This window comes from Flavobacterium ranwuense (genome assembly GCF_004349315.1).
GTDB lineage: Bacteria > Bacteroidota > Bacteroidia > Flavobacteriales > Flavobacteriaceae > Flavobacterium > Flavobacterium ranwuense.
Window position 1 is genome coordinate 260,766 of sequence record NZ_SMLH01000002.1, and the last position, 26,112, is coordinate 286,877.

22 protein-coding genes and 2 tRNA genes are annotated in these 26,112 nt (G+C 33.8%); 3 read left to right on the forward strand and 21 right to left on the reverse strand.

Annotation, left to right across the window (positions count from 1 at the left end; genetic code table 11):
- Positions 1–24: 24 nt before the first annotated feature.
- The 15 genes from E0I61_RS16430 to E0I61_RS05760 form a co-directional block, all read right to left on the reverse strand.
- Positions 25–120, reverse strand: coding sequence for a transposase (locus E0I61_RS16430; protein WP_233588605.1), 96 nt, complete (start codon positions 118–120; stop codon positions 25–27).
- Between the two features lie 142 nt (positions 121–262).
- Entirely contained in the window at positions 263–1,519 is a 1,257-nt protein-coding gene (locus tag E0I61_RS05695) for a site-specific integrase (RefSeq protein ID WP_132070012.1), read from the reverse strand.
- A 262-nt stretch (positions 1,520–1,781) separates the two neighbouring features.
- A tRNA-Ser gene (locus E0I61_RS05700) sits at positions 1,782–1,866 on the reverse strand.
- 167 nt (positions 1,867–2,033) lie between these two features.
- Positions 2,034–3,167 (reverse strand): 3,4-dihydroxy-2-butanone-4-phosphate synthase, encoded by a 1,134-nt coding sequence (gene ribB / locus E0I61_RS05705; RefSeq protein WP_131996629.1) that lies wholly within the window; start codon positions 3,165–3,167, stop codon positions 2,034–2,036.
- Between the two features lie 8 nt (positions 3,168–3,175).
- Positions 3,176–4,609, reverse strand: coding sequence for an LptF/LptG family permease (locus E0I61_RS05710; RefSeq protein WP_131996632.1), 1,434 nt, complete (start codon positions 4,607–4,609; stop codon positions 3,176–3,178).
- An 8-nt stretch (positions 4,610–4,617) separates the two neighbouring features.
- Positions 4,618–5,307 (reverse strand): LolA family protein, encoded by a 690-nt coding sequence (locus tag E0I61_RS05715; RefSeq protein ID WP_132070014.1) that lies wholly within the window; start codon positions 5,305–5,307, stop codon positions 4,618–4,620.
- Positions 5,308–5,311: 4 nt separating this feature from the next.
- A complete protein-coding gene (locus E0I61_RS05720) occupies positions 5,312–7,759 on the reverse strand; it encodes a DNA translocase FtsK (RefSeq protein ID WP_132070016.1) in 2,448 nt (815 codons plus the stop codon).
- Between the two features lie 18 nt (positions 7,760–7,777).
- On the reverse strand, positions 7,778–8,152 hold the full coding sequence (locus E0I61_RS05725) for a diacylglycerol kinase family protein (RefSeq protein WP_132070018.1): 375 nt from the start codon (positions 8,150–8,152) through the stop codon (positions 7,778–7,780).
- 9 nt (positions 8,153–8,161) lie between these two features.
- On the reverse strand, positions 8,162–8,659 hold the full coding sequence (gene tpx / locus E0I61_RS05730; protein ID WP_131996644.1) for a thiol peroxidase: 498 nt from the start codon (positions 8,657–8,659) through the stop codon (positions 8,162–8,164).
- A 187-nt stretch (positions 8,660–8,846) separates the two neighbouring features.
- On the reverse strand, positions 8,847–9,104 hold the full coding sequence (locus tag E0I61_RS05735) for a DUF6952 family protein (RefSeq protein WP_091172168.1): 258 nt from the start codon (positions 9,102–9,104) through the stop codon (positions 8,847–8,849).
- Between the two features lie 132 nt (positions 9,105–9,236).
- Complete coding sequence (locus E0I61_RS05740; protein WP_132070020.1) at positions 9,237–9,545, reverse strand: thioredoxin family protein; 309 nt, start codon at positions 9,543–9,545, stop codon at positions 9,237–9,239.
- Between the two features lie 121 nt (positions 9,546–9,666).
- Positions 9,667–10,305: a peroxiredoxin gene (locus tag E0I61_RS05745; protein ID WP_131996647.1), complete on the reverse strand. Its 639-nt coding sequence runs from the start codon at positions 10,303–10,305 to the stop codon at positions 9,667–9,669.
- A 141-nt stretch (positions 10,306–10,446) separates the two neighbouring features.
- Entirely contained in the window at positions 10,447–12,057 is a 1,611-nt protein-coding gene (locus tag E0I61_RS05750; protein ID WP_132070022.1) for a glycoside hydrolase family 3 protein, read from the reverse strand.
- A 25-nt stretch (positions 12,058–12,082) separates the two neighbouring features.
- Positions 12,083–13,405 carry an MFS transporter gene (locus E0I61_RS05755; RefSeq protein WP_132070024.1) on the reverse strand — a complete coding sequence of 441 codons (1,323 nt, stop codon included), beginning with the start codon at positions 13,403–13,405 and terminating at the stop codon, positions 12,083–12,085.
- A gap of 27 nt (positions 13,406–13,432) precedes the next feature.
- On the reverse strand, positions 13,433–14,965 hold the full coding sequence (locus tag E0I61_RS05760) for a glycoside hydrolase family 10 protein (RefSeq protein ID WP_131996656.1): 1,533 nt from the start codon (positions 14,963–14,965) through the stop codon (positions 13,433–13,435).
- 248 nt (positions 14,966–15,213) lie between these two features.
- On the opposite strand from E0I61_RS05760, the gene E0I61_RS05765 reads away from it, so the two are divergent.
- Both E0I61_RS05765 and E0I61_RS05770 read left to right on the forward strand, forming a co-directional pair.
- Entirely contained in the window at positions 15,214–18,129 is a 2,916-nt protein-coding gene (locus E0I61_RS05765) for an FAD-binding and (Fe-S)-binding domain-containing protein (RefSeq protein ID WP_132070026.1), read from the forward strand.
- Positions 18,130–18,403: 274 nt separating this feature from the next.
- The gene (locus tag E0I61_RS05770) at positions 18,404–20,335 is read left to right on the forward strand and encodes an amino acid permease (RefSeq protein ID WP_132070028.1); all 1,932 of its coding nucleotides are present in this window, start codon (positions 18,404–18,406) and stop codon (positions 20,333–20,335) included.
- Positions 20,336–20,533: 198 nt separating this feature from the next.
- On the opposite strand, the gene E0I61_RS05775 is transcribed toward E0I61_RS05770, so the two are convergent.
- Positions 20,534–21,385 carry an EamA family transporter gene (locus tag E0I61_RS05775; protein ID WP_132070030.1) on the reverse strand — a complete coding sequence of 284 codons (852 nt, stop codon included), beginning with the start codon at positions 21,383–21,385 and terminating at the stop codon, positions 20,534–20,536.
- A 93-nt stretch (positions 21,386–21,478) separates the two neighbouring features.
- A tRNA-Arg gene (locus E0I61_RS05780) sits at positions 21,479–21,552 on the reverse strand.
- 104 nt (positions 21,553–21,656) lie between these two features.
- Here E0I61_RS05780 and E0I61_RS05785 point away from each other — a divergent pair.
- Entirely contained in the window at positions 21,657–22,169 is a 513-nt protein-coding gene (locus tag E0I61_RS05785) for an adenine phosphoribosyltransferase (protein WP_132070032.1), read from the forward strand.
- On the opposite strand, the gene E0I61_RS05790 is transcribed toward E0I61_RS05785, so the two are convergent.
- From E0I61_RS05790 to E0I61_RS05805, 4 genes are all read right to left on the reverse strand, one after another.
- Positions 22,166–22,306, reverse strand: coding sequence for an SsrA-binding protein (locus tag E0I61_RS05790; RefSeq protein WP_091170625.1), 141 nt, complete (start codon positions 22,304–22,306; stop codon positions 22,166–22,168). The genes E0I61_RS05785 and E0I61_RS05790 overlap by 4 nt on opposite strands.
- Positions 22,307–22,382: 76 nt before the next feature.
- Complete coding sequence (locus tag E0I61_RS05795; protein WP_132070034.1) at positions 22,383–24,170, reverse strand: M56 family metallopeptidase; 1,788 nt, start codon at positions 24,168–24,170, stop codon at positions 22,383–22,385.
- Between the two features lie 43 nt (positions 24,171–24,213).
- A complete protein-coding gene (locus E0I61_RS05800; RefSeq protein ID WP_131994276.1) occupies positions 24,214–24,582 on the reverse strand; it encodes a BlaI/MecI/CopY family transcriptional regulator in 369 nt (122 codons plus the stop codon).
- A gap of 298 nt (positions 24,583–24,880) precedes the next feature.
- Positions 24,881–26,098 (reverse strand): MDR family MFS transporter, encoded by a 1,218-nt coding sequence (locus tag E0I61_RS05805; RefSeq protein ID WP_132070036.1) that lies wholly within the window; start codon positions 26,096–26,098, stop codon positions 24,881–24,883.
- Positions 26,099–26,112 lie beyond the last annotated feature (14 nt).

The following is a 26,112-nucleotide window of genomic DNA, read 5'->3' on the forward strand; positions in this document are numbered from 1 at the left end:
AAACTTCTATCAAAAGATTTACTATCAGCACGCAATAAATTTGAATAATAATTCGATTTGCCATCTTATTTTATAAAGTACAGCTATCGTGTCTGCTCTAAACTCAAATAGATTGCTGATAAACTCAAAGGTTCTTTTATTTTCTCTGTCATAGTATTATATTTTTCTTAATTTTAATTTGCTTTTCACACTTCCTTTATCAACTTCAATAACTTCATCCGTCAGTTCTCTATCAATATATTGCACAAATAGTTACAGATGTTTAATTGGAGTTTACTTTCACTATTTCATTTGTGGGATTTTTTGCGAGATTGAATTTGTTTCTTAAAATCATCATATCCTCACTCACTTTTTTATCCAATATCTTAGCATAGTGTTGTGTGGTTCTTATGTTTTTATGTCCTAACATTTTGCTCACACTTTCTATTGGAACGCCATTTGTGAGTGTTACTGTCGTTGCAAAAGTGTGTCGGGCAATGTGGAAAGTTAGTTCTTTTTCGATTTCACAAACGCCTGCTATTTCTTTTAAATAGGCATTCATTTTTTGATTGCTCAAAATAGGAAGTAGTTTGTTTTGGTTGTTGCATTCCGGATGGTCCTCATATTTATCAATAATCATTTGTGTAATTGGAAGGATTGGAATTTTTGAAGCGGATTCTGTTTTCTGGCGGTGGGTGAATATCCATTTCTCTCCGTCGATTCCAAAGCTTATATGCGACTTTGTTAGGTTTTTGACATCAATGTAGGCTAAGCCTGTGAAACAGCTGAAAAGGAAGATATCGCGCACTAGCGATAATCGTTCTGTTTTGAAATCTTTGTTGAGTATATTTTGGATTTCGTCCTCGGATAAATAGACTCTTTCTACTTCTTTGACTTTTGACTTGTAGTTGGCAAACGGATTTCTTTCTATCCAATGGTTAGCTATGCAAATCTTGATTATTTTGTTGAAGTTCTTGATGTATTTTACGGCAGTGTTATTGGCGCAATTACGAACGCTTCTCAAGTAGAATTCATATTCGGTGATAAACGCATGATCTATTTTGTTAATGTCTATATCTGAAGTCTTGTATTTCCATTGCAGGAAGTCGATAGTATGCTTTAGAGAGGTGGTATAGCGCTCTAATGTTCCTGGTGCATATTCTTTACCAACCAATTCTTTGATTTTGTTGTTGTGATCATTGAAAATGGGGATAAGCATTCTTTGGTTGTCTTGGAGATCAAAAATTTCATTCTTTAGATTTTCAGAAGATATAATGATATCCTTTTTGTATAATTTTTTTTCAGCTTCTAAAACTTTAGATTTTAAATATTCAAGGTGACTGTTTATTGAACGAGTCTCTTCATTGTTTCCCTTAACTTTAGATCCTTCATTTGACCATTTCTCAGGATTAACAAATTTGTTGCTGCTAAATTCAAATCGTTTAGATTGTACTGTGACACGAACGTAAATAGGGCAGATACCATCATTATTGACTTTTGATCGCTTTATATAAAAGAGAACGGATACGGCTGTGTTCATGGTTGGTGACCTTTTAGTTATTATTAAATTTAAACTTTGTAATACTTCCAAACAAGATGTTCAAATAGTGAAAAGGTATTTGGACAAATGTTGAACTGGTAACTTTTGAGATAGGTGTCACTTAAAAAAATAGATTTTCAGTGACACCTCAAAAGACACCTAAGTTTTGAGATTTAATGAATAATTTGATTTACCGCAAATGAAAAAACCCCCCTAAATCATAAGATTTAGAGGGGTTTGCTTCGTTTTGTATTTCTACCAGCGGAGAAAGAGGGATTCGAACCCCCGGACCTGTTACAGTCAACAGTTTTCAAGACTGCCGCATTCGACCGCTCTGCCATTTCTCCAGTATGTCGCTTTCATTATCTGATTGCGAGTGCAAATATAAGAACCTTTTTTGGTTATGCAAATCTATTTTTAGAAAAAAATCATCTATTTTTTAGGCTAATTTTTAAAGGTTTCATTTTCTTTACTTTAGATGATACTTATTTTTATAAAATAGTAATGAATGGGTTTAATACTTTACATATTCGGTTATTTCTAACCCATATCCAATCATCCCTACACGTTTTGTTCCCTCAGTATTGGATACTAATCTAATTTTTGAGATGTCAATATCATGTAATATTTGCGCTCCAATACCAAAATCTTTACTGTCAATGATGATTTTTGGTGCTTTCATCACTCCTTCACTTTGTAATAATTTGAGTTCAGCTATACGACTCAATAAGTTTACGGATTGCATATCCTGATTGATGAAAATAACAGCACCTTTTCCTTCTTCATTAATAACTCGGAACATGTCATCCAGTTGTTGATCTGCGTTATTGGTCAACGTGCCTAATAAATCATTGTTGACCTGTGATGAATTGATTCTGGTTAAAATTGATTCCCCCAAATTCCACGTTCCTTTAGTCAGAGCAATGTGTATTTGTTTATTGGTCGTTTGTTGATACGCTCGTAGTCTAAAAGTACCAAAACGGGTCTCAATATCAAAATCTTCTTTTTTAACAATCAAACTATCGTGTTGCATTCTATAGGCCACTAAAGCTTCAATGGAAACTAATTTCAAATTGAATTTTTTTGCCACTTTGACTAATTGCGGTAAACGAGCCATTGAACCATCTTCGTTCATGATTTCTACAATCACACCTGCTGATTTAAATCCAGCTAATCTCGCAAAATCTATAGCAGCTTCTGTATGCCCTGTTCTTCTCAATACACCACCTTGTTTTGCAATAAGAGGGAATATATGTCCTGGACGGGCTAAATCATGTGGTTTAGTTTTAGAATCAACCAACGATAAAATAGTTTTTGCTCTGTCTGCGGCTGAAATTCCTGTAGTTACTCCATTGCCTCTTAAATCTACCGAAACGGTAAAAGCGGTTTCCATTGGATCGGTATTGTTACTTACCATTACATGCAATCCTAGTTCTTTACATCGACTTTCTGTCAGTGGAGCACAAATCAATCCTCTACCGTGTGTAGCCATGAAATTAATCATTTCAGGGGTTACTTTCTCGGCTGCAGCCAAAAAATCTCCTTCATTTTCACGATCCTCATCGTCAACAACAATGATTATTTTCCCTTGGCGAATATCTTCTATCGCTTCTTCAATTGTGTTGAGTTGTATGTTATTTGTAACCATTTGTGTTGTTAATTTTGTGATGGTAATATTTTTTTAATTACTTTTTGGAATGGAGCTAAAATAACATCCATATTTATTAATCCTATGTCGTTTGTGGCTCTGTACGTTAATAGAATTGCTAATGGAGTCAGGATAAAAGAGGATAACCAAGCTCCCATAAAAGGAGTCATTCCGTTTTCCTGTGCAATTCTTTTTCCAAAAGTATTTATAAAGTGAAATGTTATAAAGATTAAAATAGCAAAAACAATTGGAAGGCCCAAACCGCCTTTTCTGATAATTGCTCCCAATGGTGCTCCAATGAAAAACATTAGAAAACAAGCAAATACAATTACAAATTTATCGTAAAATGCCAATAAATGTTTATTGATATTCTTTTGTTTATTGTCTAATTCGGTTTTAGTAGTATCGATGGAGTAGGTGGTACTGGTAAGATTACTAACTGCTATTTTTAAAATATCCGATTTTTGTTCTACAGTATATAATGACAAAATATCTTTAGGAAGAGGTTTTCTTTTTGTTGCTTTCTCCAGTTTTTTATTTAAAGGAATGCCAACTCTCATATTGCTGTTTTCAGAAAATGAAATAATGTCATTTTTCATGTTCTTTTTTAATGAATCCAAAGTGTAATTTAACTCATTAACGGTTAGCATTGTGTTCGTATTAGCAACACTTTCATCGGTAACATCGGTCTTATTTAATTCAGATAAATCGATATTAATGATGTGTTTTTTAAAGGAACTTTTAGCAAAAGGCATTTTACTGCGATCTTCATATTTTTTTGGAACAATATCCTCGTAGTAATAGCCATCGTTTAGAACTAATTGTAAAATACTGGATTGTTCACTGCTGATTAACTCACCGTCTTTTGCTTTAATTACCGTTTTACTTCCGTCACCAATGTTCGATTTTTTATGAATTGTCACACCGGTAAGAATATTACCTTGTTCACCGGATTTTTTATTCACCTTAATGTTGTAAAACCCCACATCGTTAAACTGACCTTCGGCTATTGCCAATGCCGGTTTTACCTGTGCAATGTTTTTTCTGAAATTGATGAATTTGTATTCAGCATACGGGATTACATTATTCGAAAAGAAAAAGGCAACAATACTTAATAAAACGATAAATACAGTCAAACTTCTCATTGCTCTTTGCAACGAAATCCCGGAAGATTTCATAGCTGCAAATTCATAATTTTCAGCCAAGTTACCAAAGGTCATTATGGAGGCCAATAGTATAGAAAGAGGCAATACCAATGGAACTATTCTTGGCATAGAAAATGCCAGGAATTTAATAATCATTAGTAAGTCTAAGTCTTTACCGGCCAATTCAGATATGAATAACCAGACTGTTTGAAGTATAAAAATAAAAAATAGGATTACAAATACCGTAGTAAATGTAGTCAAGAATGTTTTTAATAAGTATTTGTCAAGAATTTTCACCTAATAGATTAATCTAATTTGTTGATGTAGTAATTTGGATATTTACTTTCCGCAAATGTAAATTGATTTTTTGACAAAGGTTGGTTGGTTTTGAAAGAATTAACCGTTAAAGTAGTTTTTGTACCTTTTTTACCTATTTCGATTAAGTTATAGATGTGTTTTGTTTGGATATCAATTCCCAGTAATACTTCTTTTCTTTGATCTTTTGAACTGGTGGGAACCAATTTTATATACTGAATTTTTCGACCTTTTACGTTTTGTAAAATATCCATATTGTATTTATAACCCGTATTGAAAAAAGTTAGCATTTTTGAAGGTGTAATGGCATTATCGTCTTTCTCGTTGACTTTAGAAATAGTAATTTCCTCATCTTCCGGAACAATAGTGTATGTTTTTTTACCATCAAAAATTTTAGTCACTCCCATGAAATTCAAAACATATTGATTTCCTTTCATGGTTACATTGCCTTTACTGTCTTGATTGATGTTTTCTTTAGCATTAGTCAAAGAATACTTGAAATCGATTATGATTGTATTATAGCTTTGAACTTTAGCGGTAACTTGATCTAAAAGTTCTTTTGCTTTTTTGTCTTGTGCTTGTATTGAGAAACTAAAAAATAATAATGCTGCAATTAAAAGAAATTTTTTCCCCATAGTTTCGGTATTGTTTTTTTTAGATTCTTGAATTTTTGATTTCATGGTATTAATTGTTTTGTTCATTGTTGAAAAATTGATCAAGAGAACTCATATCCAGAATGTTTACACTGCGTGCTTTACTTCCTTCAAACGGGCCTACAATTCCTGCAGCTTCAAGTTGATCAATCAATCGACCTGCTCTGTTGTAGCCTAATTTTAGTTTTCTTTGTAACAATGAAGCCGAACCTTGTTGTGCATTTACAATGATTTCGGCGGCTTCTCTAAACAAAGTATCTCTATCGGAGATATCCATATCAAGATTAATGCCACTTTCCTCCCCAATAAATTCAGGAAGTAAATAAGCCGTTGCATACGCTTTTTGAGAACCTATAAAATCAGTAATTTTCTCCACTTCGGGAGTATCTATAAAGGCACATTGTACCCGTACCACATCATTTCCGTTTGTATAAAGCATATCACCACGTCCTATTAATTGATCCGCACCCTGAGTATCCAGAATAGTTCTTGAATCAATTTTTGAGGTAACTCTAAAAGCTATTCTCGCAGGGAAATTGGCTTTTATCAAACCTGTAATTACATTCACGGATGGTCTTTGAGTAGCTATAATTAAGTGAATTCCAATGGCTCGCGCCAGTTGGGCTAAACGGGCTATAGGAACTTCAACTTCTTTTCCAGCGGTCATAATCAAATCGGCAAACTCATCAACAACAAGAACAATATAAGGTAAAAATCGGTGTCCGTTTTCTGGATTCAATTTTCGAGCCTTAAATTTATCGTTGTATTCTTTTATATTTCGAACCATCGCATCTTTTAATAAAGAATAACGGTTGTCCATTTCCACACAAAGGGAATTTAACGTATTGACCACTTTAGCATTATCCGTAATAATAGCGTCATCCATATCTGGAAGCTTGGCTAAATAATGTCTTTCAATTTTATTGAACAGTGTAAGCTCTACTTTTTTAGGATCGACCAATACAAACTTAACTTCGGCTGGATGTTTTTTGTACAAAAGAGAAGTCAGAACGGCATTCAATCCAACAGACTTTCCTTGTCCGGTAGCACCCGCCATCAATAAGTGAGGCATTTTGGCTAAATCAACCACAAAAGTTTCATTAGAAATTGTTTTTCCAAGAGCGATTGGTAATTCCATTTCGGCTTCCTGAAATTTGGCTGAGCCAATAACACTTTTCATAGAAACCATCGTTGGATTCTTATTAGGAACCTCGATTCCGATCGTCCCTTTTCCAGGAATAGGGGCAATGATACGAATTCCTAAAGCCGAAAGTGACAATGCGATATCGTCTTCTAAACTTTTGATTTTTGAAATACGAATTCCCGCTTCCGGTACAATTTCATATAAAGTAACCGATGGTCCAACGGTAGCTTTTATTTGTGCAATTTCAATTTTATAATTGCGAAGCGTATCTACAATTCTGTTTTTATTCTCTTCTAATTCTTCCTGATTGATGGTAATTCCTCCAGTCGAATATTCTTTTAATAAATCAATCGTAGGGAATTTATAATTGGATAAATCCAAAGTTGGGTCAAATAATCCAAAATCAGCGACCAATCGAGACGCTAAATTTTCTTCAATAATATCTTCTTCCGGAGCTGTTTCTATTACAAAAGAATCGTCAGCATTCGAAATAACTTCGGGAGTTGCAACAGGTGTAACTTCCATGGCAAGCGGTTTTACAACCGGATTTCTATTGATATCAGATGAATTACTTATGGTTGGTTTCAACGCTTCTTTGTTAATTTCAAATTGTGAACCATTCGTTTTTAAATGAATATCATCTAGATTTTCCTCAACAACGGCAAATTCTTCCAGATTATAACCACTTGTTCCATTATTTAGCGGATTGGTGATTGTAACCGCTTTCATTTCTTTTTTGGTAGTATCAAAAAAGGACTGAATACTTTCCGGCGAAAGTTTGATTTTGAAAATTATATAGATGATAAGTCCGAATAACAAAATCAATAATGTTCCTGTTTTTCCAATGTAATCCTGCAGGAATAAATTCAATTCATATCCAATAGTTCCTCCTAATTCTGGGGCTGAAGTGGCAAAAAATCCAAACAAAACGGATAAGATAATAATCACGAATAAATCCCAAAACCAAATGCTTTTTAGTTTTACTAAAGAAATACCAAGAATCATGTATATTCCGGTTAGGAAAAATAAACGCACGAATATAAATGCAGCAATTCCAAAACCTTTATAAACCAGTAAATCAGCTAAAAATGCGCCAAATTTCCCCAACCAATTCTGAACTATTTCAGCCCTGTCAGTTAATTCTCTAACAGCGCTTTGATCTTGTTGTCCGTAAATAAAAAAGGAAATAAACGCAAATAATAAGGCTATTGAAAACAATACCAAAAGAGATCCAAAAACAATTTTGTGTTGTTTGGTGATTTTTAATGGATTATTCTCCTCAGCTCTAGCGCCGTTTTTTTTATCTAAAGGTGCTGTTTTTTTTATTTTTGCCATTCTTGATTATACTATTATCTAAAGTAATATTGGGATATATATGATTAAACCGATTGCTATTGCTGTTAAAGCAGCAAAAAATACTGCTCCTGCAGCAATATCTTTGATGAATCCAATTCTTTCATGATAATTAGGATGAATAAAATCAGCTATTTTTTCAATTGCTGTATTTAAACCTTCGACACTCATGATTAAACCAATGGCTAAAGTTTGAAAAAGCCATTCGGTTTTAGAAATGCCAAAATAAAACCCGGCAATAGTCATCAATATTCCTATCGAAAATTGTACTATAATGCTGTGTTCTGTTGTAATTAACTTTACGGCACCCTTAAATGCATAAGTGACGCTTTTTAATCTTCCGGTAAAAAAAGTATTATCTTTTTGAAATTCCATTCGAGGCTGTTAAAGTACTGCTAATGCAGCTTCGTAGTTTGGTTCATCTACAATTTCACCTACTTGCTCCGTATGAGTAATTGTTCCGTTTTCATCAACAACAATAATAACTCTTGAATGTAATCCAGCCAAAGGTCCGTCAGTAATTTCTAATCCATTTGTTTTACCAAAACTTCCTTCTGAGAAATCAGATAAATTAACTACATTTTCAAGCCCTTCTGCACCACAAAAACGTTTTTGAGCAAATGGTAAATCTCTTGAAATACATAAAACAGTAGTGTTCTCTAAAGTACTGGCATTTTCGTTAAATTTTCGAACTGACGTTGCACAAGTTCCTGTGTCAATACTTGGAAAAATATTCAACACTAATTTTTTCCCAGCAAAGTCGCTTAATGTAGCAATGGAAAGATCGCTTTTAACTAATTTAAAATCAGCGATTTTTGCACCTATTTTTGGTAATTCCCCTGAAGTGTTTATTGGATTTCCTCCTAATGTTATTGAAGCCATAGTGTATGTTTTTTAATGAGGTTCAAAAGTATGAAAATTATTTAAGAATTTGTCCTCAAATGTCGCGATAAGTTTACCATTTTGGCTTAAATTATCAACCATAAGATTCCAAAGTGTTTTTGGTTTATTGAATAAAAAACGCACCCGTTGCGGAGTGCGTTTTAGAAATATTGAATTAAAAATCTTTTTATTTATCGATAGAACCCAAAACACGTTTCATGAAAGTGTTTAAAGCTTCTTTTTTATCGGTTCCGGTTTTTACCAGCTTATTAACTTCTAAAGCTCCGTACATATTAGAAATTAATTCCCCAATAACATCTAATTCTTCATCTTTCAAGGATGAAATTTCAGTCATTGCTTCCAGAACTTCGATTGTCTCTATGATGTAATCTTCATCATTTTCTTCTATAAACTGCGTTAAATGCTTAATTACGGGTAATTTCATATTTAGACTTCTTAGATTTTTAGACATTTTAGATTTTTAGACTTCTTAAATTTTTTAAAATTTTAGATAAAGAGATTCGAGGAATCTATCAAACTAAGAAGTCTAAAAATCTAAGCTAGTCTAGTGATCTAATTAAACTATTTCGTTTACTAATTCAATCAGCACTTCTTGTTTATTGGTTTGTGTTTCGTTTACCAGTTTGCCATTTACAAAAGTGGCAAAAGTTGGCAAATTACTCACATTAGCTAATTTTCTTGATTCAGGAAAATTTTCAGCATCAACAAAAGCAAAGGTGATTGTTTCGTTTTCTGAAGCTAATTTTTTGAATTTTGGCTTCATAATCCGGCAATTTCCGCACCATGATGCCGAAAATTGAACGACTACTTTTTCGTCTTTTGCAATTAAATCCTGTAACGTATCTTCGGTTAATTCGATTAACATATTTTTATTTTTTAAAGGTACAAAGTGGCAAAGGTTTAAAGTTTTAGAGTTTTGGAAAGTCAAAAAGCAAAGCAGCAAAATAACTTTGCTACTTTGTACGTTTCAACTTCTGTAACTTTATTTAGTTTAAACTCAAGTATTCTGCAGTACTTTTTCTATCAGCGCTCATTGCTTCTTTTCCAGCTTCCCAGTTGGCTGGACAAACTTCACCTTTTTCTTGAATGTGCGTGTAAGCATCAACCATACGTAAATATTCATTTACATTACGACCTAATGGCATATCGTTTACACTTTCGTGGAAAATTTTTCCAGTTTCATCGATAAGGTACGTAGCTCTGTAAGTAACATTTGAACCTTCAATAATGATAGAATCTGTTTCTTCACTATAACCAGTTTCTTCAATATCAAGGATTCCTAAAATGTTAGATAAGTTTCTGTTAGTATCAGCAAGAATTGGATACGTAACTCCTTCGATTCCACCATTATTTTTTGGAGTATTTAACCATGCAAAATGCACTTCATTTGTATCACAAGAAGCACCTATAACAATTGTATTTCTTTTTCCGAATTCTGGTAGAGCTGCTTGAAAAGCATGTAATTCAGTTGGGCAAACGAATGTGAAATCTTTAGGGTACCAAAACAAAAGTACTTTTTTGTTGTTTTTTGTTGCTTCTTCGAAAATATTGATTTTTAAATTATCACCCATTTCAGAAATAGCGTCTACTGCAATACTTGGAAATTTTTTACCTACTAATGACATTTTATTTACTTTTTTAGTTATTTTTTGATAGTGCAAAAGTAGTCTATACAATAGCTCAATTAAAATAGTATTTGATTATAAATATTTATTTATAAATAGAAAATTGCTATGATGTGGTTTTTTAAAGATTTAAGTTATTAATTACAAGAAGTTAACCTCCACGGGTAGAGTTCCTTTGCATTTTGAGTTTTCTAAAAATTGCTCAGCAGCGGTTTCTTGAAATTCTGTAAAATCTTGATACATTTCTACAATTCCTAAAGCATGTTCTAGATGTGGGATAACTTGTAGGGCATACGGATTCCCAAAAACATACAACACACATTTTTTGGTCGTAAATAAGGTACCTAAAAATTGAAGTACGGATTCTTCAATATCAAAATTATTTAAAGGTTTTGCCTTTGGAACAAATAAAGAAATGACTAAAGTGTCAAATTTATTCAGTTTTTTTTCTAATTCACTTAGAACGGAATCACCTCCAGTTTCATAACTAAATTCAGGGGAAGGCAAAGCAGCAGATAGATTTTTGAAAAATACATTATCGGTACTTTTATAGATGCTGATTTTAGCAAGATCTTCTCTGTTTTTAGCATCAAAAACGGTTACGGTATTGTGATTGTCTTTTATTTTTGTAATGCAGTTTTGAGCAATTTTTAGATTTAATTTCGAAGTAGTTTCAAAATCAAAGTCATTCCCTAAAAGGTTTGGCAACCTTAGTTTTCCATCCACAATTCCTGCTTTTTCTTTACATTTCCAGATGCGTTGAAAACTGGCTTCAATCCGTTTGGATGTTGCTTTTTTTAAGATTTCCTGGATTCCGTCGGGAACATTTTCGGCAAAGCATAAAACATCATTTCCGGCATTGAAAGCTTCCCATTCCAGTTGTCCTTTTTTATCATATAATTTAGAAACGCTGTGCATATTCAACGCATCCGAAATCACTAAACCATCATATCCCAATTGCTTTCGCAAAAGAGTTTCGATAACCGATTTTGATAATGTCGCCGAAGTATCTTTTCCTTCATTTAAAGCGGGAACGGCTAAATGACCAATCATAATCGAATCGACATTATTCTCGATTCCTTTTATAAAAGGAACTAATTCATGGGCTAATAATTCTTCCAGTGTTTCTTCTAAAACGGGTAATCCTAAGTGCGAATCGACATTGGTATTTCCGTGTCCGGGAAAATGTTTGAGGCAGCCTAAAATACCGACATCATTCATTCCTCTGAGATATTCAAGAGCAAAATCAGCTACTTTTTCTTTGTTTTGACCAAAAGAACGATACCCAATTACAGGATTATTCGGGTTGTTATTGACGTCTGCCAACGGCGCTAAATTATAATGAATTCCAACGGATTTTAAGTCTAAACCTATTTGCTTCCCAACTTCGTAAACCAAATGTTTTTCACTATTCGGTAAAGCGCCAAGGGTAATCGCATACGGATATTGAGGTGTTTTTTCGACGCGCATGGCTAATCCCCATTCGGCATCAATACTCATTAATAAAGGAGTCGTAGCACAGTTTTGATACCTGACGATGAGTTCTTTTAGACGTTTAAAACTATCATCATTCAGGACTATTTTTTTCTTGGTTTCATAATTGGTTGCGGCACTGGCTCGACTATGAAAAAAGGTCAATCCGCCTATATTGTACTCTTTAATTAATCGTTCGGTTGCCTGAATGTTTTCTTCGGTATCATTGATGAAAACTGCAGGAAAGAAAAATTGTCCTATTTTTTGTTCTAATGTCATTTTGAAACAACTTTAAATGGTAAAATTAGATATCTGATTTCTTTCCGAAATCGGCAGGAAAAATCAAAAATCGTGATAAAATTAATCCTGGTATGGTTGCCAAAAACACCCAAATGAAGAAATTTCCATACCCCAGATATTCCTGAATATAACCGCTCAACATTCCCGGAAGCATCATTCCTAAAGCCATAAATCCGGTTGCAATGGAGTAGTGGGACGTTTTTGATTCTCCATCGGCCACATAAATCAAATACATCATGAAAGCCGCAAAACCAAATCCGTAACCAAATTGCTCAATAATTACTACTGAAGTTATATAAGGATTTAAAACATAATCAAAAGTATAATGGAACATTTCTACATGTAAATTGAAAGCAGAAACAGGGTGAAAATTTGCCAATAAAACAAATCCAATGATAGGTAAATGCATTATTAAAATCATAGGTAGCATCCACTTTCCTAATCCATCTCTAGAAATCACGATACCGCCCAAAACACCACCAATAACAAGTGCGCTTACTCCAAATGTTCCGTAAATAACTCCAACATCCTGTGTGGTTAAACCCATTCCGCCAGCTGATATCGGATCTATTAAAAAAGGAGTAAGCATTTTTAATAATTGGGATTCACCTAATCTGAATAATAGAATGAAAGCCAAAATCAAACCAATTTGTTTCTTTTGAAAAAAAGTAGCGAAAACGGCTCCGAAACTTTTACTTGGTACCGAATCCGTTTTTGTTTCTACTATTTTTGTTTCAATTTTTGGAGTTGAAAAATAATTGTAAATGGTAATTACAGCCATAATAAACCCGACAACAACCATCGTGTACGACCATGCTTTTTGTTTATCGCCATATTCGTGTTCCAGATAGCCGGCAATAACCACGATTAATCCGTTTCCGGTAAGCATGGAAAGTCTATAAAAAGTACTTCGAATTCCAAGGAAAAAGGATTGTTGCTCTTTCTCTAAAGCCAACATATAGAATCCATCACTGGCCACATCATTAGATGCCGAAGCAAATGCAGCAACCCAAAAAACGGCTAAACTGATAACGAAAAAATTACTCAAAGGAATCGTTAAACCCACAATCAAAAAAGCAACAGAAATTAGCAATTGCATGCTTAAAAACCACTTTCTCTTAGTGGAATAGAGATCAATAAACGGACTCCACAACGGTTTAATTACCCATGGTAAATACAGTAAGCTGGTATAAATTCCAATATCTTCGTTGTTGATTCCGAGATTTTTATACATAATTACCGATACCGAAATTATGATGGCATACGGTAAGCCGGAAGCAAAGTTTAAAACTGGAATCCAATACCAAGGTCTATTGTCTATTTTCATTTTTAGCGTATTATATTCGATTAAATTTTATAGCGTAAAGTTCACTAAGGTTGCTTCACTTTCATTACCATAAAAATCAATGAATGTAATGGCGCAGGTTGTATTTTTGTCTAATTTATAAGTTGGTATAACAACTTCAACAGTATCAATATTATCTTTAAATGCTATTTTATCAATAATTTGGCTTGGATCGTTGACATCAATTTTTGAATTAAATTTAGCTCCATAAACCATAACGTAACGCACTTTACTATACAAAGGATAGGTGACATTAAATCTTGATGAAATTGGATCTATCAAAATGTTATTTGCTGAGGGTACAATAGCCATTTTTTTTACGGAACTGGGTACTACAGTAGGAAGTGCCGGATATTTGTATTGGTTTTCTGTTAGTAATTTAGTCACACTTTGATTTTTGTTCAAGAATGATTTGGCACTAAAAAAAGCATTTCCCTGAATGTTTTTGTAGGATCTTGTAATGTCTATTTGATTTGGGATTTCATTTGGATTATTCCATCTTTTATCAGAGTCGGTGTTGATTTTATAAGTTCCGTTTCCTATGTAGATTGCGGTATTAGTTGAATTTTCAGACCACCAACGCAATAATTTAGAATAGGAAGCTTTAGGATGATCCATACTCCAGTACAATTGCGGAACAAGGTAATCAATCCATTTGTTTTCCATCCAAGCCAATGGATCAGCGAATAAATCATCGTAATTAGTTTGTCCCGCTTCTGTTTCTGAACCTTTTGGATCCACTGATTTATTTCTCCAAACTCCAAACGGGCTGATACCAAATTGTACCCACGGTTTTATATTTTTAATCGAAACCGAGACATCTTTTACAAAAGTATTTACATTCGAACGTCTCCAATCCTCTAAACTCATTCCGTTTCCATATTTTTTAAAAGAATCAGTATCGTTAAATACTTCTCCTTTTATTCTGTACGGATAAAAATAGTCATCAAAATGAATAGCATCAATGTCATAATTTTGGACAACTTCTTCGACAACGGTCAATAAGTGTTTTTGAACTTCGGGTAATGCCGGATTGTAATAATATTTTCCACCATATTTGATCATCCATTCCGGATACTTAAAATAGTCATGTTCCGGACTTAAAAGCGAGGTATTGTAATCCATTGTAGCACGATATGGATTTAACCAGGCATGAAATTCAAATCCACGTGCATGCGTCTCAGCGATCATCCATGCTAATGTGTCAAAATAAGGTTTTGGAGCCTGTCCTTCTTTTCCAGTCAAGAAACGGGACCAAGGCGCTAATTTTGTTGGATAAAAAGCATCACCAACGCTTCTAATTTGAACAATTACTGCATTATAATTTAGTTTTTTATACGCATCTAAAATCTCAATATAATCTGCTTTTTGTTTTGCAACATTATCGGTACTGGTTTTTGGCCAGTCAATGTTTACCACGGTAGCTATCCAAACGGCTCTAAATTCATTTTTTGGATTTGTGGCCATGATTTGCGCTTTTACATTCGAAAACGAAAGTAAAAGAAACATAATAAGAAATCCTATATACTTGTAATTCTTCATTATTGTTGTGTTTATAAAGTATTCAAAAATAGTTTTTTTAGAGAAATTTACCAGTTAAAATCCTGATAAAATTTGACTTATTTCATTAGTGCAATTTCTTTGCCAATTTTTTCTAAATCCGTTTGAATGCCCTTTCTGACAAATAATAAAAGGATTTTAAATATTTTAAATTTTTCTTATTTGATTTTTCAACTTATAATAGGGTATATATTTATATTTGTGAAAATAATAGCAATTTACTCCACTAAATGTCAATCACGCCTCAATTACAGCAATTATCCCAATCATTAGAAGGAACACTTTTATATGATGATCTCCATAAAACATTGTATGCCACGGATGCTTCTGCGTATAGAATTATACCTCTTGCTGTAGCTATTCCAAAATCAGAGGAAGATATTGTAAAAATTATTCGCTTTGCAGCAAAAAATAAGATTTCAATTACGCCCAGAACTGCCGGAACTTCCTTAGCAGGTCAAACAGTAGGTAATGGAATTATTGTCGATGTTTCGAAACATTTCACAAAGATTGTTGCTTTTGATCCCATAAAAAAAACTGTTACAGTACAGCCAGGAGTGATTCGGGATGAACTGAATTTATATTTAAAAGAACACGGATTGTTTTTTGGTCCCAATACTTCAACCTCAAATCGATGTATGATGGGAGGAATGGTAGGAAATAATTCATCGGGAACTACGTCGATTCGTTATGGTGTGACCCGAGATAAAATAGTAGCTATTAAAGCGGTTTTGAGTGATGGAACTTCGGCAGTATTTAAAGAAATAACTTCGGCTGAATTCATTGAAAAAACAAAAGGAAACACGCTCGAAAGCTCCATTTATAAGACTATTTATGAGGAACTTTCGAATACAGAAAACCAAAAAGAGATTATAAAGGAATTTCCAAAACCTGAAATTCACAGACGAAATACCGGATACGCGATCGATTTATTATTAAAATCTGAACTTTTTGGAGGAACAGAAAATACTATAAATCTAGGGAAACTCCTTTGCGGAAGCGAAGGAACGCTGGCCTTTACCACCGAGATTACGCTCAAAGCGGATCATGTACCACCTACGTATAATGTTATGGTAGTGGCCCATTTTCATACCATTCAGGAAAGTTTAGAAGCCGTAGTTACAGCGATGAAACATCATTTGTATACCTGTGAGATGATGGATGACACGATATTAGATTGTACCAAAACCAACAGGGAACAAGCTAAAAACAGATTTTTTATTCAAGGGGAGCCAAAAGCGGTTATCATGCTCGAAGTAGCGTCGCATAACAGTATAGAAGATGCCGAAAGGCAAGCTGATGATTTGATTGCAGATTTGAAAAGAAATAATTTCGGGTATGCTTTGCCAAAAATTTATGGAGCTGATATTGATAAAATAAATGAGTTGCGAAAAGCAGGTCTCGGGCTTTTAGGAAGTATTGTAGGCGATAATAAAGCTGCGGATTCTATTGAAGATACCGCTGTTGAGTTGAGTGATTTACCCAATTATATTGCCGAGTTCTCCGCCATGATGGAACGTCATGGGCAGAGCGCCATTTATTATGCACATGCCGGAGCTGGAGAAATTCACTTGCGACCGGTTTTAAATTTGAAAACAAAAGAAGGAGTACATCAATTTAGAAACATTGCTACCGAAGTGGCTATTTTGGTAAAAAAATATAGAGGTTCATTGAGCGGGGAGCATGGAGACGGAATTGTTCGTGGTGAGTTTTTGCCTTTTATGATAGGAAACCAGAATTATGAATTGTTGAAAAGAATTAAACATGCTTTTGATCCCAACACCATTTTGAATGTGGGAAAAATTGTAAATGCTTTCAAAATGGACGAAAACCTTCGGGTGGAAGCGGGCAGAGCAGAACCGGATATACAAACAATTCAGGATTTTTCGGATAGTATGGGGATTTTGCGCGCCGCAGAGAAATGCAATGGTTCCGGCGATTGCAGAAAATTACCTTCGGCTGGCGGAACTTTGTGTCCCAGTTATCGCGCTACCCGAAATGAAAAAGATACGACTCGTGCCAGGGCCAATGCGCTTAGAGAATATTTGACGCATTCAGAGAAAGACAATAAATTCGATCATGAAGAATTATATAAGGTATTTGACTTGTGTGTAAGTTGTAAAGCATGTGCCAGCGAATGTCCCAGTAATGTGGATGTAGCGGCTTTAAAATCAGAGTTTTTGTACCAATATCAAAAAGCAAATGGATTTTCTTGGCGAAATAAATTTTTTGCGTTCAATGCGAAACTGAATGGACTGGGAAGCATTACTCCAAGATTTACTAATTTCATGGTGAATTTGTCCTTAGTCAAGAAAAGCATGGGAATTGCTCCAAAAAGAGAAGTGCCGCTTTTGGCTCCAAAGACGTTTAGAAAATGGTACGAAAAAAATTGGAATCAGGCACCAAGTGATTCTTTTGTAAACGGAAAAGTATGTTTGTTTTGTGATGAATTTACTAATTACTATGATGTTTCGGTTGGAATCGACGCCTATGAGTTATTGACAACATTAGGCTATGAAGTGATTCTGGTGGATCACGAAGAAAGTGGAAGAGCTTTTATTTCTAAAGGTTTTCTCGAAGAAGCAAAAGCAATTGCGAATATAAATGTTGCCGTTTTTTCGGATTATATTACTGCTGATTGTCCGTTGATAGGAATCGAACCATCAGCGATATTGACATTTAGAGACGAATACATTCGATTGGCAGACGATAAAGAAAGTGCCGAAAAATTAGCCAAAAATGTATTTACCATTGAAGAGTTTTTTAAAAATGAGATTACTTCGGGTAAAATTCATTCGGAGCAATTTTCTGATGAGGAGAAAACAATAAAAATTCACGGACATTGCCACCAAAAGTCTTTAAGTTCTATTGAAGCGACTTTTGCGATGTTGAATGTGCCCAAAAACAGTTTGGTTACCATTTATAATTCAGGATGTTGCGGCATGGCAGGTTCTTTTGGATATGAAAAAGAACATTATGAGATCAGCATGCAAATGGGTGAAGATACGTTGTTTCCTAAAATTAGAGCTACAGATCCTAATGTAGCCATTGCTGCTGCAGGAACCAGTTGTCGTCACCAAATTTTTGACGGAACCAGTAGAAAGGCCTTGCATCCGATTACTATTCTAAGAAGTTGTGTAAAATAATTTTCAGCTTGAAATGAATTCTAAAAGGAATAGTGATTCTCTGTCTATTTAAATGATTTTTCTTTTATTGGTTTAATTGTATTCGATTTGACTTTTTATATTGACAATAAAAATCATTTTGTCTTTTTTGAAAAATAATATAAAAAAAAAGCTCGAGAAACTTTATTAGTTCAATTTGTTTTATACTTTTGATTTTTCAAGATAATCTGCATTATTTTTAAGATAAGAGCATATAATTTACAGTATATTAATTTTTAATGATAAAATTTGCAATATGGCATTAAAGGGTTTATTCAGAAAGAAAACAGTACAAGATATTTTAAAACAGGTTGAAAAAAGGGATGCCGATGGACATAATGCTTTAGGTAAGCACCTGACAGCTCGTGATTTGACAGCCTTTGGTATTGCGGCAATTGTAGGAGCAGGTATTTTTAGTACCATTGGAAAAGCGAGTGCTGATGGAGGTCCTGCAGTTATCTTTCTTTTCTTGTTTACTGCTATAGCGTGTAGTTTTGCTGCTTTTGCTTATGCTGAATTTGCCTCGATGGTTCCCGTTTCAGGAAGTGCTTACACGTATTCCTATGTTGCTTTTGGTGAAATTATAGCCTGGATTATTGGTTGGGCATTGATTATGGAATACTCAGTTGGTAATATAACGGTCGCCATATCGTGGAGTGATTATTTTACAAGTTTACTTGAAAGTGGTGGCCTTCATTTGCCAAAATGGGTTCAAATGGATTTTTTATCCGCCTCCAGAGGATTCGATGACGCTACTGCATTGATGCAAGGTGGAAAAGAATTTGCGAACTTGAGTCCTGCTTTGCAAGATGCTTATACGGCTTGGACGACTTCACCAGTTATTGGTTCGTTTCATTTTGTAGCTGATCTTCCTGCATTATTAATTATCGTTTTAATTACAGCATTGATTTACCGTGGAATGAAAGAATCCCGAAATGCGAGTAATATCATGGTTGTGGTAAAATTATGTATCGTTCTTTTGGTTATTGCTGTTGGTGTTTTCTACGTAGATACTGCTAATTGGGATCCTTTTGCGCCTAACGGAGTTACAGGAGTTTTAAAAGGAGTTTCTGCAGTGTTTTTTGCCTATATTGGGTTTGATGCTATTTCAACAACAGCCGAAGAGTGTAAAGACCCACAACGTGATTTGCCAAGAGGGATGATGTGGGCTATTATTATATGTACCATTTTATATATTGCTATAGCATTGGTATTAACAGGAATGGTGAGTTATGACCTATTGAATGTAGGCGATCCATTAGCTTTTGTATTTGAAAAATTAGACCTGAAATGGATGTCAGGAATTATTGCGGTTAGTGCGGTTGTGGCTATGGCAAGTGTTTTATTGGTTTTCCAAATGGGGCAACCACGTATCTGGATGAGTATGAGTCGTGACGGTTTGTTGCCAAAACGTTTCTCAAAAGTACATCCAAAATATAAAACTCCTTCTTATGCGACAATTGTTACTGGTTTTGTAGTAGCGGTTCCGGCTTTGTTTTTGAACTTAACATTGGTTACAGATTTGTGTAGTATAGGAACGCTATTTGCTTTTGTATTGGTTTGTGCGGGAGTTCTGGTATTACAAAATAAAAAAGATATTCCTCGAGGTAAATTTAAAACCCCTTATGTTAATTCCAAATTCATCTTTCCAGTTTTAATGATTATTGGGCTTGTGTTTGCTTTTGGCTATAACAAAAAAGCGACTATGGATTTTATTACCAATGAAACCCAAATCAATAATTCAGCGGATATTATTACTTCATTGAATAAAGAAGAAACTCAAAAAGTATACGGTTATTTAGTAACTATTGATGCTAAAAACAGTACGACTGAAACACCGGATTTAGAACATTTATTGAGTCAATACCAACAAGATGATGCAAAATATGCTTCAGTAATTGCAGGTTTGCCAATTGCGGATTCTGTTAAATACGAGAGCGGCTTTGACTTGTTTAAGCATAAAATCCCGATGTGGATTTTTCTTCTTACTCTAGTTGGATTGTCAGTTTGGTCTTTCAAAGAAAATTTGTCTTTAATTCCTCTTCTAGGCCTAATTTGTTGTTTGTATTTGATGGCAGAACTAAGTGTTTGGAACTGGATTTATTTTGGGATTTGGCTTTTAATTGGATTGGTAGTCTATTTTAGCTTTAGCCGTAAAAACAGTAAGTTGAATAGTATAGAAATTTAGAAAATAAATCCATTTATATAAAAACCGTCTCGTTAAACAACTTGACGGTTTTTTTGTGCTGTTTAGTCAGTCTTCAAAAAGAGGTAGTAGGCCCAAAATTATCTTATTAGACTCAAGAGATGTATTGGTTTTTCTACTGTTTAAAAAAGATTTAATGACTGTGATTACAGTTTAGTAGTAAGGTTTGTAAATCTTATTTTAGTGCTGTGAGAGCACGATTAAAACAATTGCTATTAAAGCTAAAAACAGCCCTAGAAGATTCATTTTACTCAGTTTTTCTTTAAAAATTAAAATACCCACAAGACTGCCTATAATAATCACTCCCATATTCATGCCAGCAAAAACGGTAGAAGGGTTTTTTGAAAATTCCTTATGTGCTTTAAGGTAAAAAAGAATATTTCCAAAGTTGAAAATACCGACTAAACCGCCAAAAAGAATGTTATGGATATTTAATGTTGCTTTTTTAAAAATCACTTCATAAGCAACCACAGTAATCATTATACTCATTGCTATTCCTAAGATGACAAATAATGAAGTGGTATATGGCAGACTGGTATAAGTGGCAATTTGTTTGAAGAGAATGTCTATCACTCCAAAGCCTATCAAAACTACTGCTGGATAACCCCATTTATTTTTAGTGTTTTCGCTGTTTTTTGTGAGAATAAGCAACAATGCCGGGATTGCCAATACGAAAGCCGAAATTTTCAGCATACTGAATTGTTCTTTGAATAGTAGCCAGGCCGCAAGAATAGGTATAAATAATGAGAGTCGTTGGGCAGCATCGGTTTTTACAATTCCCATGTGTTTAATGGATGCCGCCAAAAAAAGGAATATAGAAGGTAATAAAATACCAATAGTTATATAAAGCCACCATGGCGCTTTAGTTTCAACGGTATTTAAATCTGGGCTGTATGACAGGTAGCAAAGTGTGCATGCAAACACATAATTCCAAGTAACTATTTGTGTGTGGCTGATGGTATATTTACGGGCGACTTTAAATATCACGCCCACGGTTACACTGCAAATAATACTTAAGATTAGAAATAACATAGTTTTATTTATATTGTGGGGAACATGTGGGGATTTTATTTAATAAAAAAACGGTAAACGCTTATTTTATAGTCGTTTACCGTTTTTATTTTGTGACCTTGACTGGATTCAAACCAGTAACCTCTTGAGCCGTAATCAAGTGCGCTATTCAGTTGCGCCACAAGGCCATTTTTTTGCTTTTTAAGAGCTTATTAAAGCGCCTTATTGCGGGTGCAAATATAGGTATAATTGTGTAATTTGCAAGTCTAAATTTATAAAAAAATAAAAAAACATGCCACTTAAGAATTATATACGTGATATTCAGGGATTTCCCAAAGAAGGAATTTTGTTTAAAGACATTACTCCCTTGCTAATTGATCCCGAAGCAAGGAAAAAATGCTTGAATATATTGGTTTCATCCCTTGCAGATAAAAAAATAGACAAGGTAATAGGAGTGGAGAGTCGAGGGTTTTTCTTTGGAATGTTGATTGCTCAGGAATTAAATGTGGGTTTTATTCCGGTTCGAAAACCTAGCAAGTTGCCTTACGAAACGATTTCGGCAACGTATGATTTGGAATATGGAACGGATACATTAGAAATTCATACCGATGCGATTCAAAAAGGAGACCGAATTCTGATCCATGATGATGTTTTAGCAACCGGAGGAACGGCAAAAGCGGTTTGTGAATTGGTGGAAAGATTGGGTGGCGAAATCGTGCAATGCAATTTCCTGATGGAATTAGCTTTCTTGAATGGAAGAGCAAAAATCAAAGAAAATGAAATTTTTGCCGCAATTACATATTAATCTAATGCACGTGTGGTTACGTAATATCTAAAACCAATAATTGCCATTTGCCATTTCTTGGCTTTTGCCAAATCCAATCGTTGTTTGGTGAAACTAGGTAAAATGACTTTGTTGATTTGTGCCAGAATTTTATACATATCGTTTTGTTTTTGACAAAGATATAAAAAAAGACGGTCTTGTTTGGGGACCGTCTTTTTTGGTTTTATGATGATATTATTTTTTTCTTTTGCGTTCTAAGTTAGAATGATATTCTTCCATTTGTTGTTCGTACACTTTCATTTTTTTCTCAAAAGCAGCCATTTCTTTATTGAATGGCTTCATTTTCTTTTCAAATTCTTCCATTTGTTTATCGAAAGCTTCCATTTGAGGCTCCAGTTTTTTCATTTTAGCCTCGTAGTCTTCCATTTTCTTTTCAAACTCTTTCCAAGCTTTTTTATCTCCTTTAATTGGGTCACCTTTTGGTGCTTTTGGCGCTTTGGGAAAAAGGGGTGCTTTAGGGGCTTTAAATTTAAAATTTGGAGCAATAGGTGGAGTTGGTGGCTCTGGTTTCATTTCTTTACCATCTAAATAGCTTTTAGTAATAATACGGATTGAATTCTTAGTTGAAGTACCATCTTTTTGTACATTTACTGAGCTTATATGATTTGGATTCATGCTTTCTGCCTCTAGCGGACTTACTTTTGTTCCGTCAATAAAATATTCTGCATCTCCAGGAATGCCATTTTTTTCTGTCGTTACCTTTGTAACCGTATAGGTGCTTTTTGGTTTTTGAAGAATATTTAAACTATTAGAATCCACATTTTCTAATTCCAAATCCACTGTTTGTACATCAGAATTAAATATACTTTTACTTTCTGCGGTTTTACCTTTTGTTGCAATTCTTATTATAGATTTGTTATTATCCTTAGTGACATTCATTGTAGTTATGTCATCCGGATTGGTTCTATCTAATTCTTCTTTACTCACTTTTTTTCCATCAATAAAAATTTCTGTATTTGGATCAATACCCTCATTTTTACTATTATTAACTATTAGAGCTTTAATTTTTTTGATACTGTCTTTTTCTTGTTGTATTTCAATAGCAGCAGTAACCGGATGTTTTGATTGCACTTTGTTGGTTTCTTCTTTTACTTTTTCCTGAGCAATTACCTCAATTTGAAATAAAAACATAAAAGCAACTAATACGGGAAGTACCAAGGCATACTTCCAGGAATTCCATTTTTTTGATTGATTTTTGTTTAACATAACGATTCGTTTTTTGATTAATGATTGATAAAAATGATTGGTAATGGCAACACAATTCTCCTGTGTTGTTATTTTTAAAAGCGTGAACTGATACGCTTTTTTGTCGGATATTTTTTTTGTAGCTTCACTGTCAGCAATGAATTCTAAGTTTTGTAAGATGGCTTTTTTGTACAACCAAACTAACGGATTGAACCAAAAAAGAATACAAAACAGTCTTGAAATTAATACGTCAACAGTGTGATTTTGATCGCTATGCACTTTTTCGTGTTCCAAAATATTTTCTAATTCGGAGTTGCTGTATAAGGACGAATTGTAAACTATAGTATTAAAATAGGAAAATGGAGCAATGTTTTCAGTAGTATCAATAAATTTAAAATCAGCTTGATTTTGAATCGTTTTTCCTTTCAAAACGGTATTTAAACTATAAAAATCGAAAGCAAATTTTCCCAGAAATAAAATTATTCCAATTGCGTAAACAATTCCAGATATTAAATACCAATTGATTTCAAAAGGTTCATTTTCGATACTATTTGTTATTGGAATTCTTGACCAATCAATATTCTTAGAGCTTGATTCTACCATTATTATTTTGGTATAAACAACTAACGGCAAAACAACAGAAGTGAATAAACCAAATAAAAGAAACCAACGATTACTCGTGAAAAAGGTTTCTTTTCGCAACATAAAATAATAAGCCAAATAAAACAGTGCGATTAATCCACTGGATTTAATGAGGTAAATGTATAGTGCTTCCATAACGATTTTTGATTTTATTCTGGAGTTGTTTTTTTAAGAAGGATTATTTTTCTTCTTTTTGAGTTTCAATCATTGCCAAAATCTCCCGTAATTCGGCTGCAGAAATTTTCTCTTCTTTGGCAAAATGTGAGACCATATTTTTATAGGAACTGTTAAAATAATTATCGATAGCCGTGTTCATGAAGCGTTTTCTATATTCTTCTAAACTCACGATAGGATAGTATTGGTGTGTGTTTCCAAAAGCATTGTGCGATACAAAGCCTTTTTCTTCCAGATTACGCACAATAGTAGAAAGTGTGTTATAATGGGGTTGCTCTTCTGTTATTTCTGCCATAACTTCTTTTACGAATGCTTTTTTGAGCTTCCATAAAATGTGCATGATTTCTTCTTCTTTATTGGTCAGTTTTTGCATGATTTTTTTATTTGAATCAAACCTACAACTATATTTTTAGTTATGCAACTAAAAATATAGTTAATTAACTAAAAAAACAGGTTTAGTGCTGAAATCAAATTTATTTTAGCACAAAAACATCAAAATCAAACAAGAATAAAGGGAACTTAGTATTACATGTAATTTAATGTTGTATTTTAAAATCTACAAAAAAACAATATTAATTTAAAGTATCTTATTGGAAACAAAGGTGTTATTTGTATTTTATAGTGATTTTTTTACCACAATAAGACTTTTGACTTTAAAACTTTCGACTTACTTATTTGTTTTCCAGTTTAATTAATTTTTGCAGCCAAATACAACCGCCTACCGAAAGAACTCCTAAACTTCCCATGACAAACCAATTGGTTTGGTAGCCAAATGCAGCAATGATTTCCAGTCCGGTTTTGGAACTTGCAATATGTGCCAAGCTGAAACTCATCGTAAACAAAGCCATGTAGCGACCTTCATGCCCTTTTGGCGCTCGGCTTAAAGCGAAAGAATTGGAAAAAGGGAAGATAAACATTTCTCCAAAAGTGATAAAAAGAATACTGACAATTAATATTCCAGCCCACATATTGAGCATTAAAACGTAGAAACTAATTGACATTAGCAGTGAACCCCAAAGAATAATTTTGAGTTTATCGATATTTTTCCTTTGGCTGATGCTCACAATTGGCATTTCCAGAAAGAAAATCAAGAGTCCATTTAAGGATAATAAAAGTCCGCTTTGAAATTCAGTCAGACCAAATTTTTCATTGTGATACAACGGCAAAGTGGTGAAAAGTTGAAAGAAAAGCATTGCTGTTATAAAACAGATAAAGAGAAAAATCCAGAATATTTTATCTTTAAAAACTGAAGCTGGTATTTCGGTTTCACTATTCGCTGTGTCTAAATCGGCTGGTTTTTTGCGTTCTTTTACTAATAATGTAAAAATCAAAATAGATACTATGCAAGAGCTTCCATCTACCCAAAATAATCCGCTGTAGCCTAAATTCATGATTATCAAACCTCCCAAAGCCGGCCCTGCAGTAAATCCTAAATTCACCGCTAATCGAACTAAAGTCAATGCTCTGGTGCGATTTTCAGGTTTTGCATACGTTCCCAGAGATACAAACATAGCTGGACGAAACATATCAGCAACGGTCATTATGAAGAACATTGCAAAACACAATCCCCAAAAAGTGCGTATGTATTGTACTAAAAACAGTAATATTCCGCTGGTGAATAAACTGAAAACCATGATTCTGTAAAAACCTATTTTATCGGATAATTTCCCGCCAAGCCAAGATCCTAACATAGAACCAAAACCAAAAGCAACCATAATCCATCCTACTTGAGCATAGGAAAAACTCAAATCTTCTTTTAAATATTTGGATAAGAAAGGTAAAACCATCGTGCCGGCACGGTTGATAAATGTAATCAGAGTAAGAATCCAAACTTCTCTTGTAAATCCTCTGAAATTATTTATGTAGCGTTGAAAAGCAGTTTTGAGCATATCTAAAATTATAA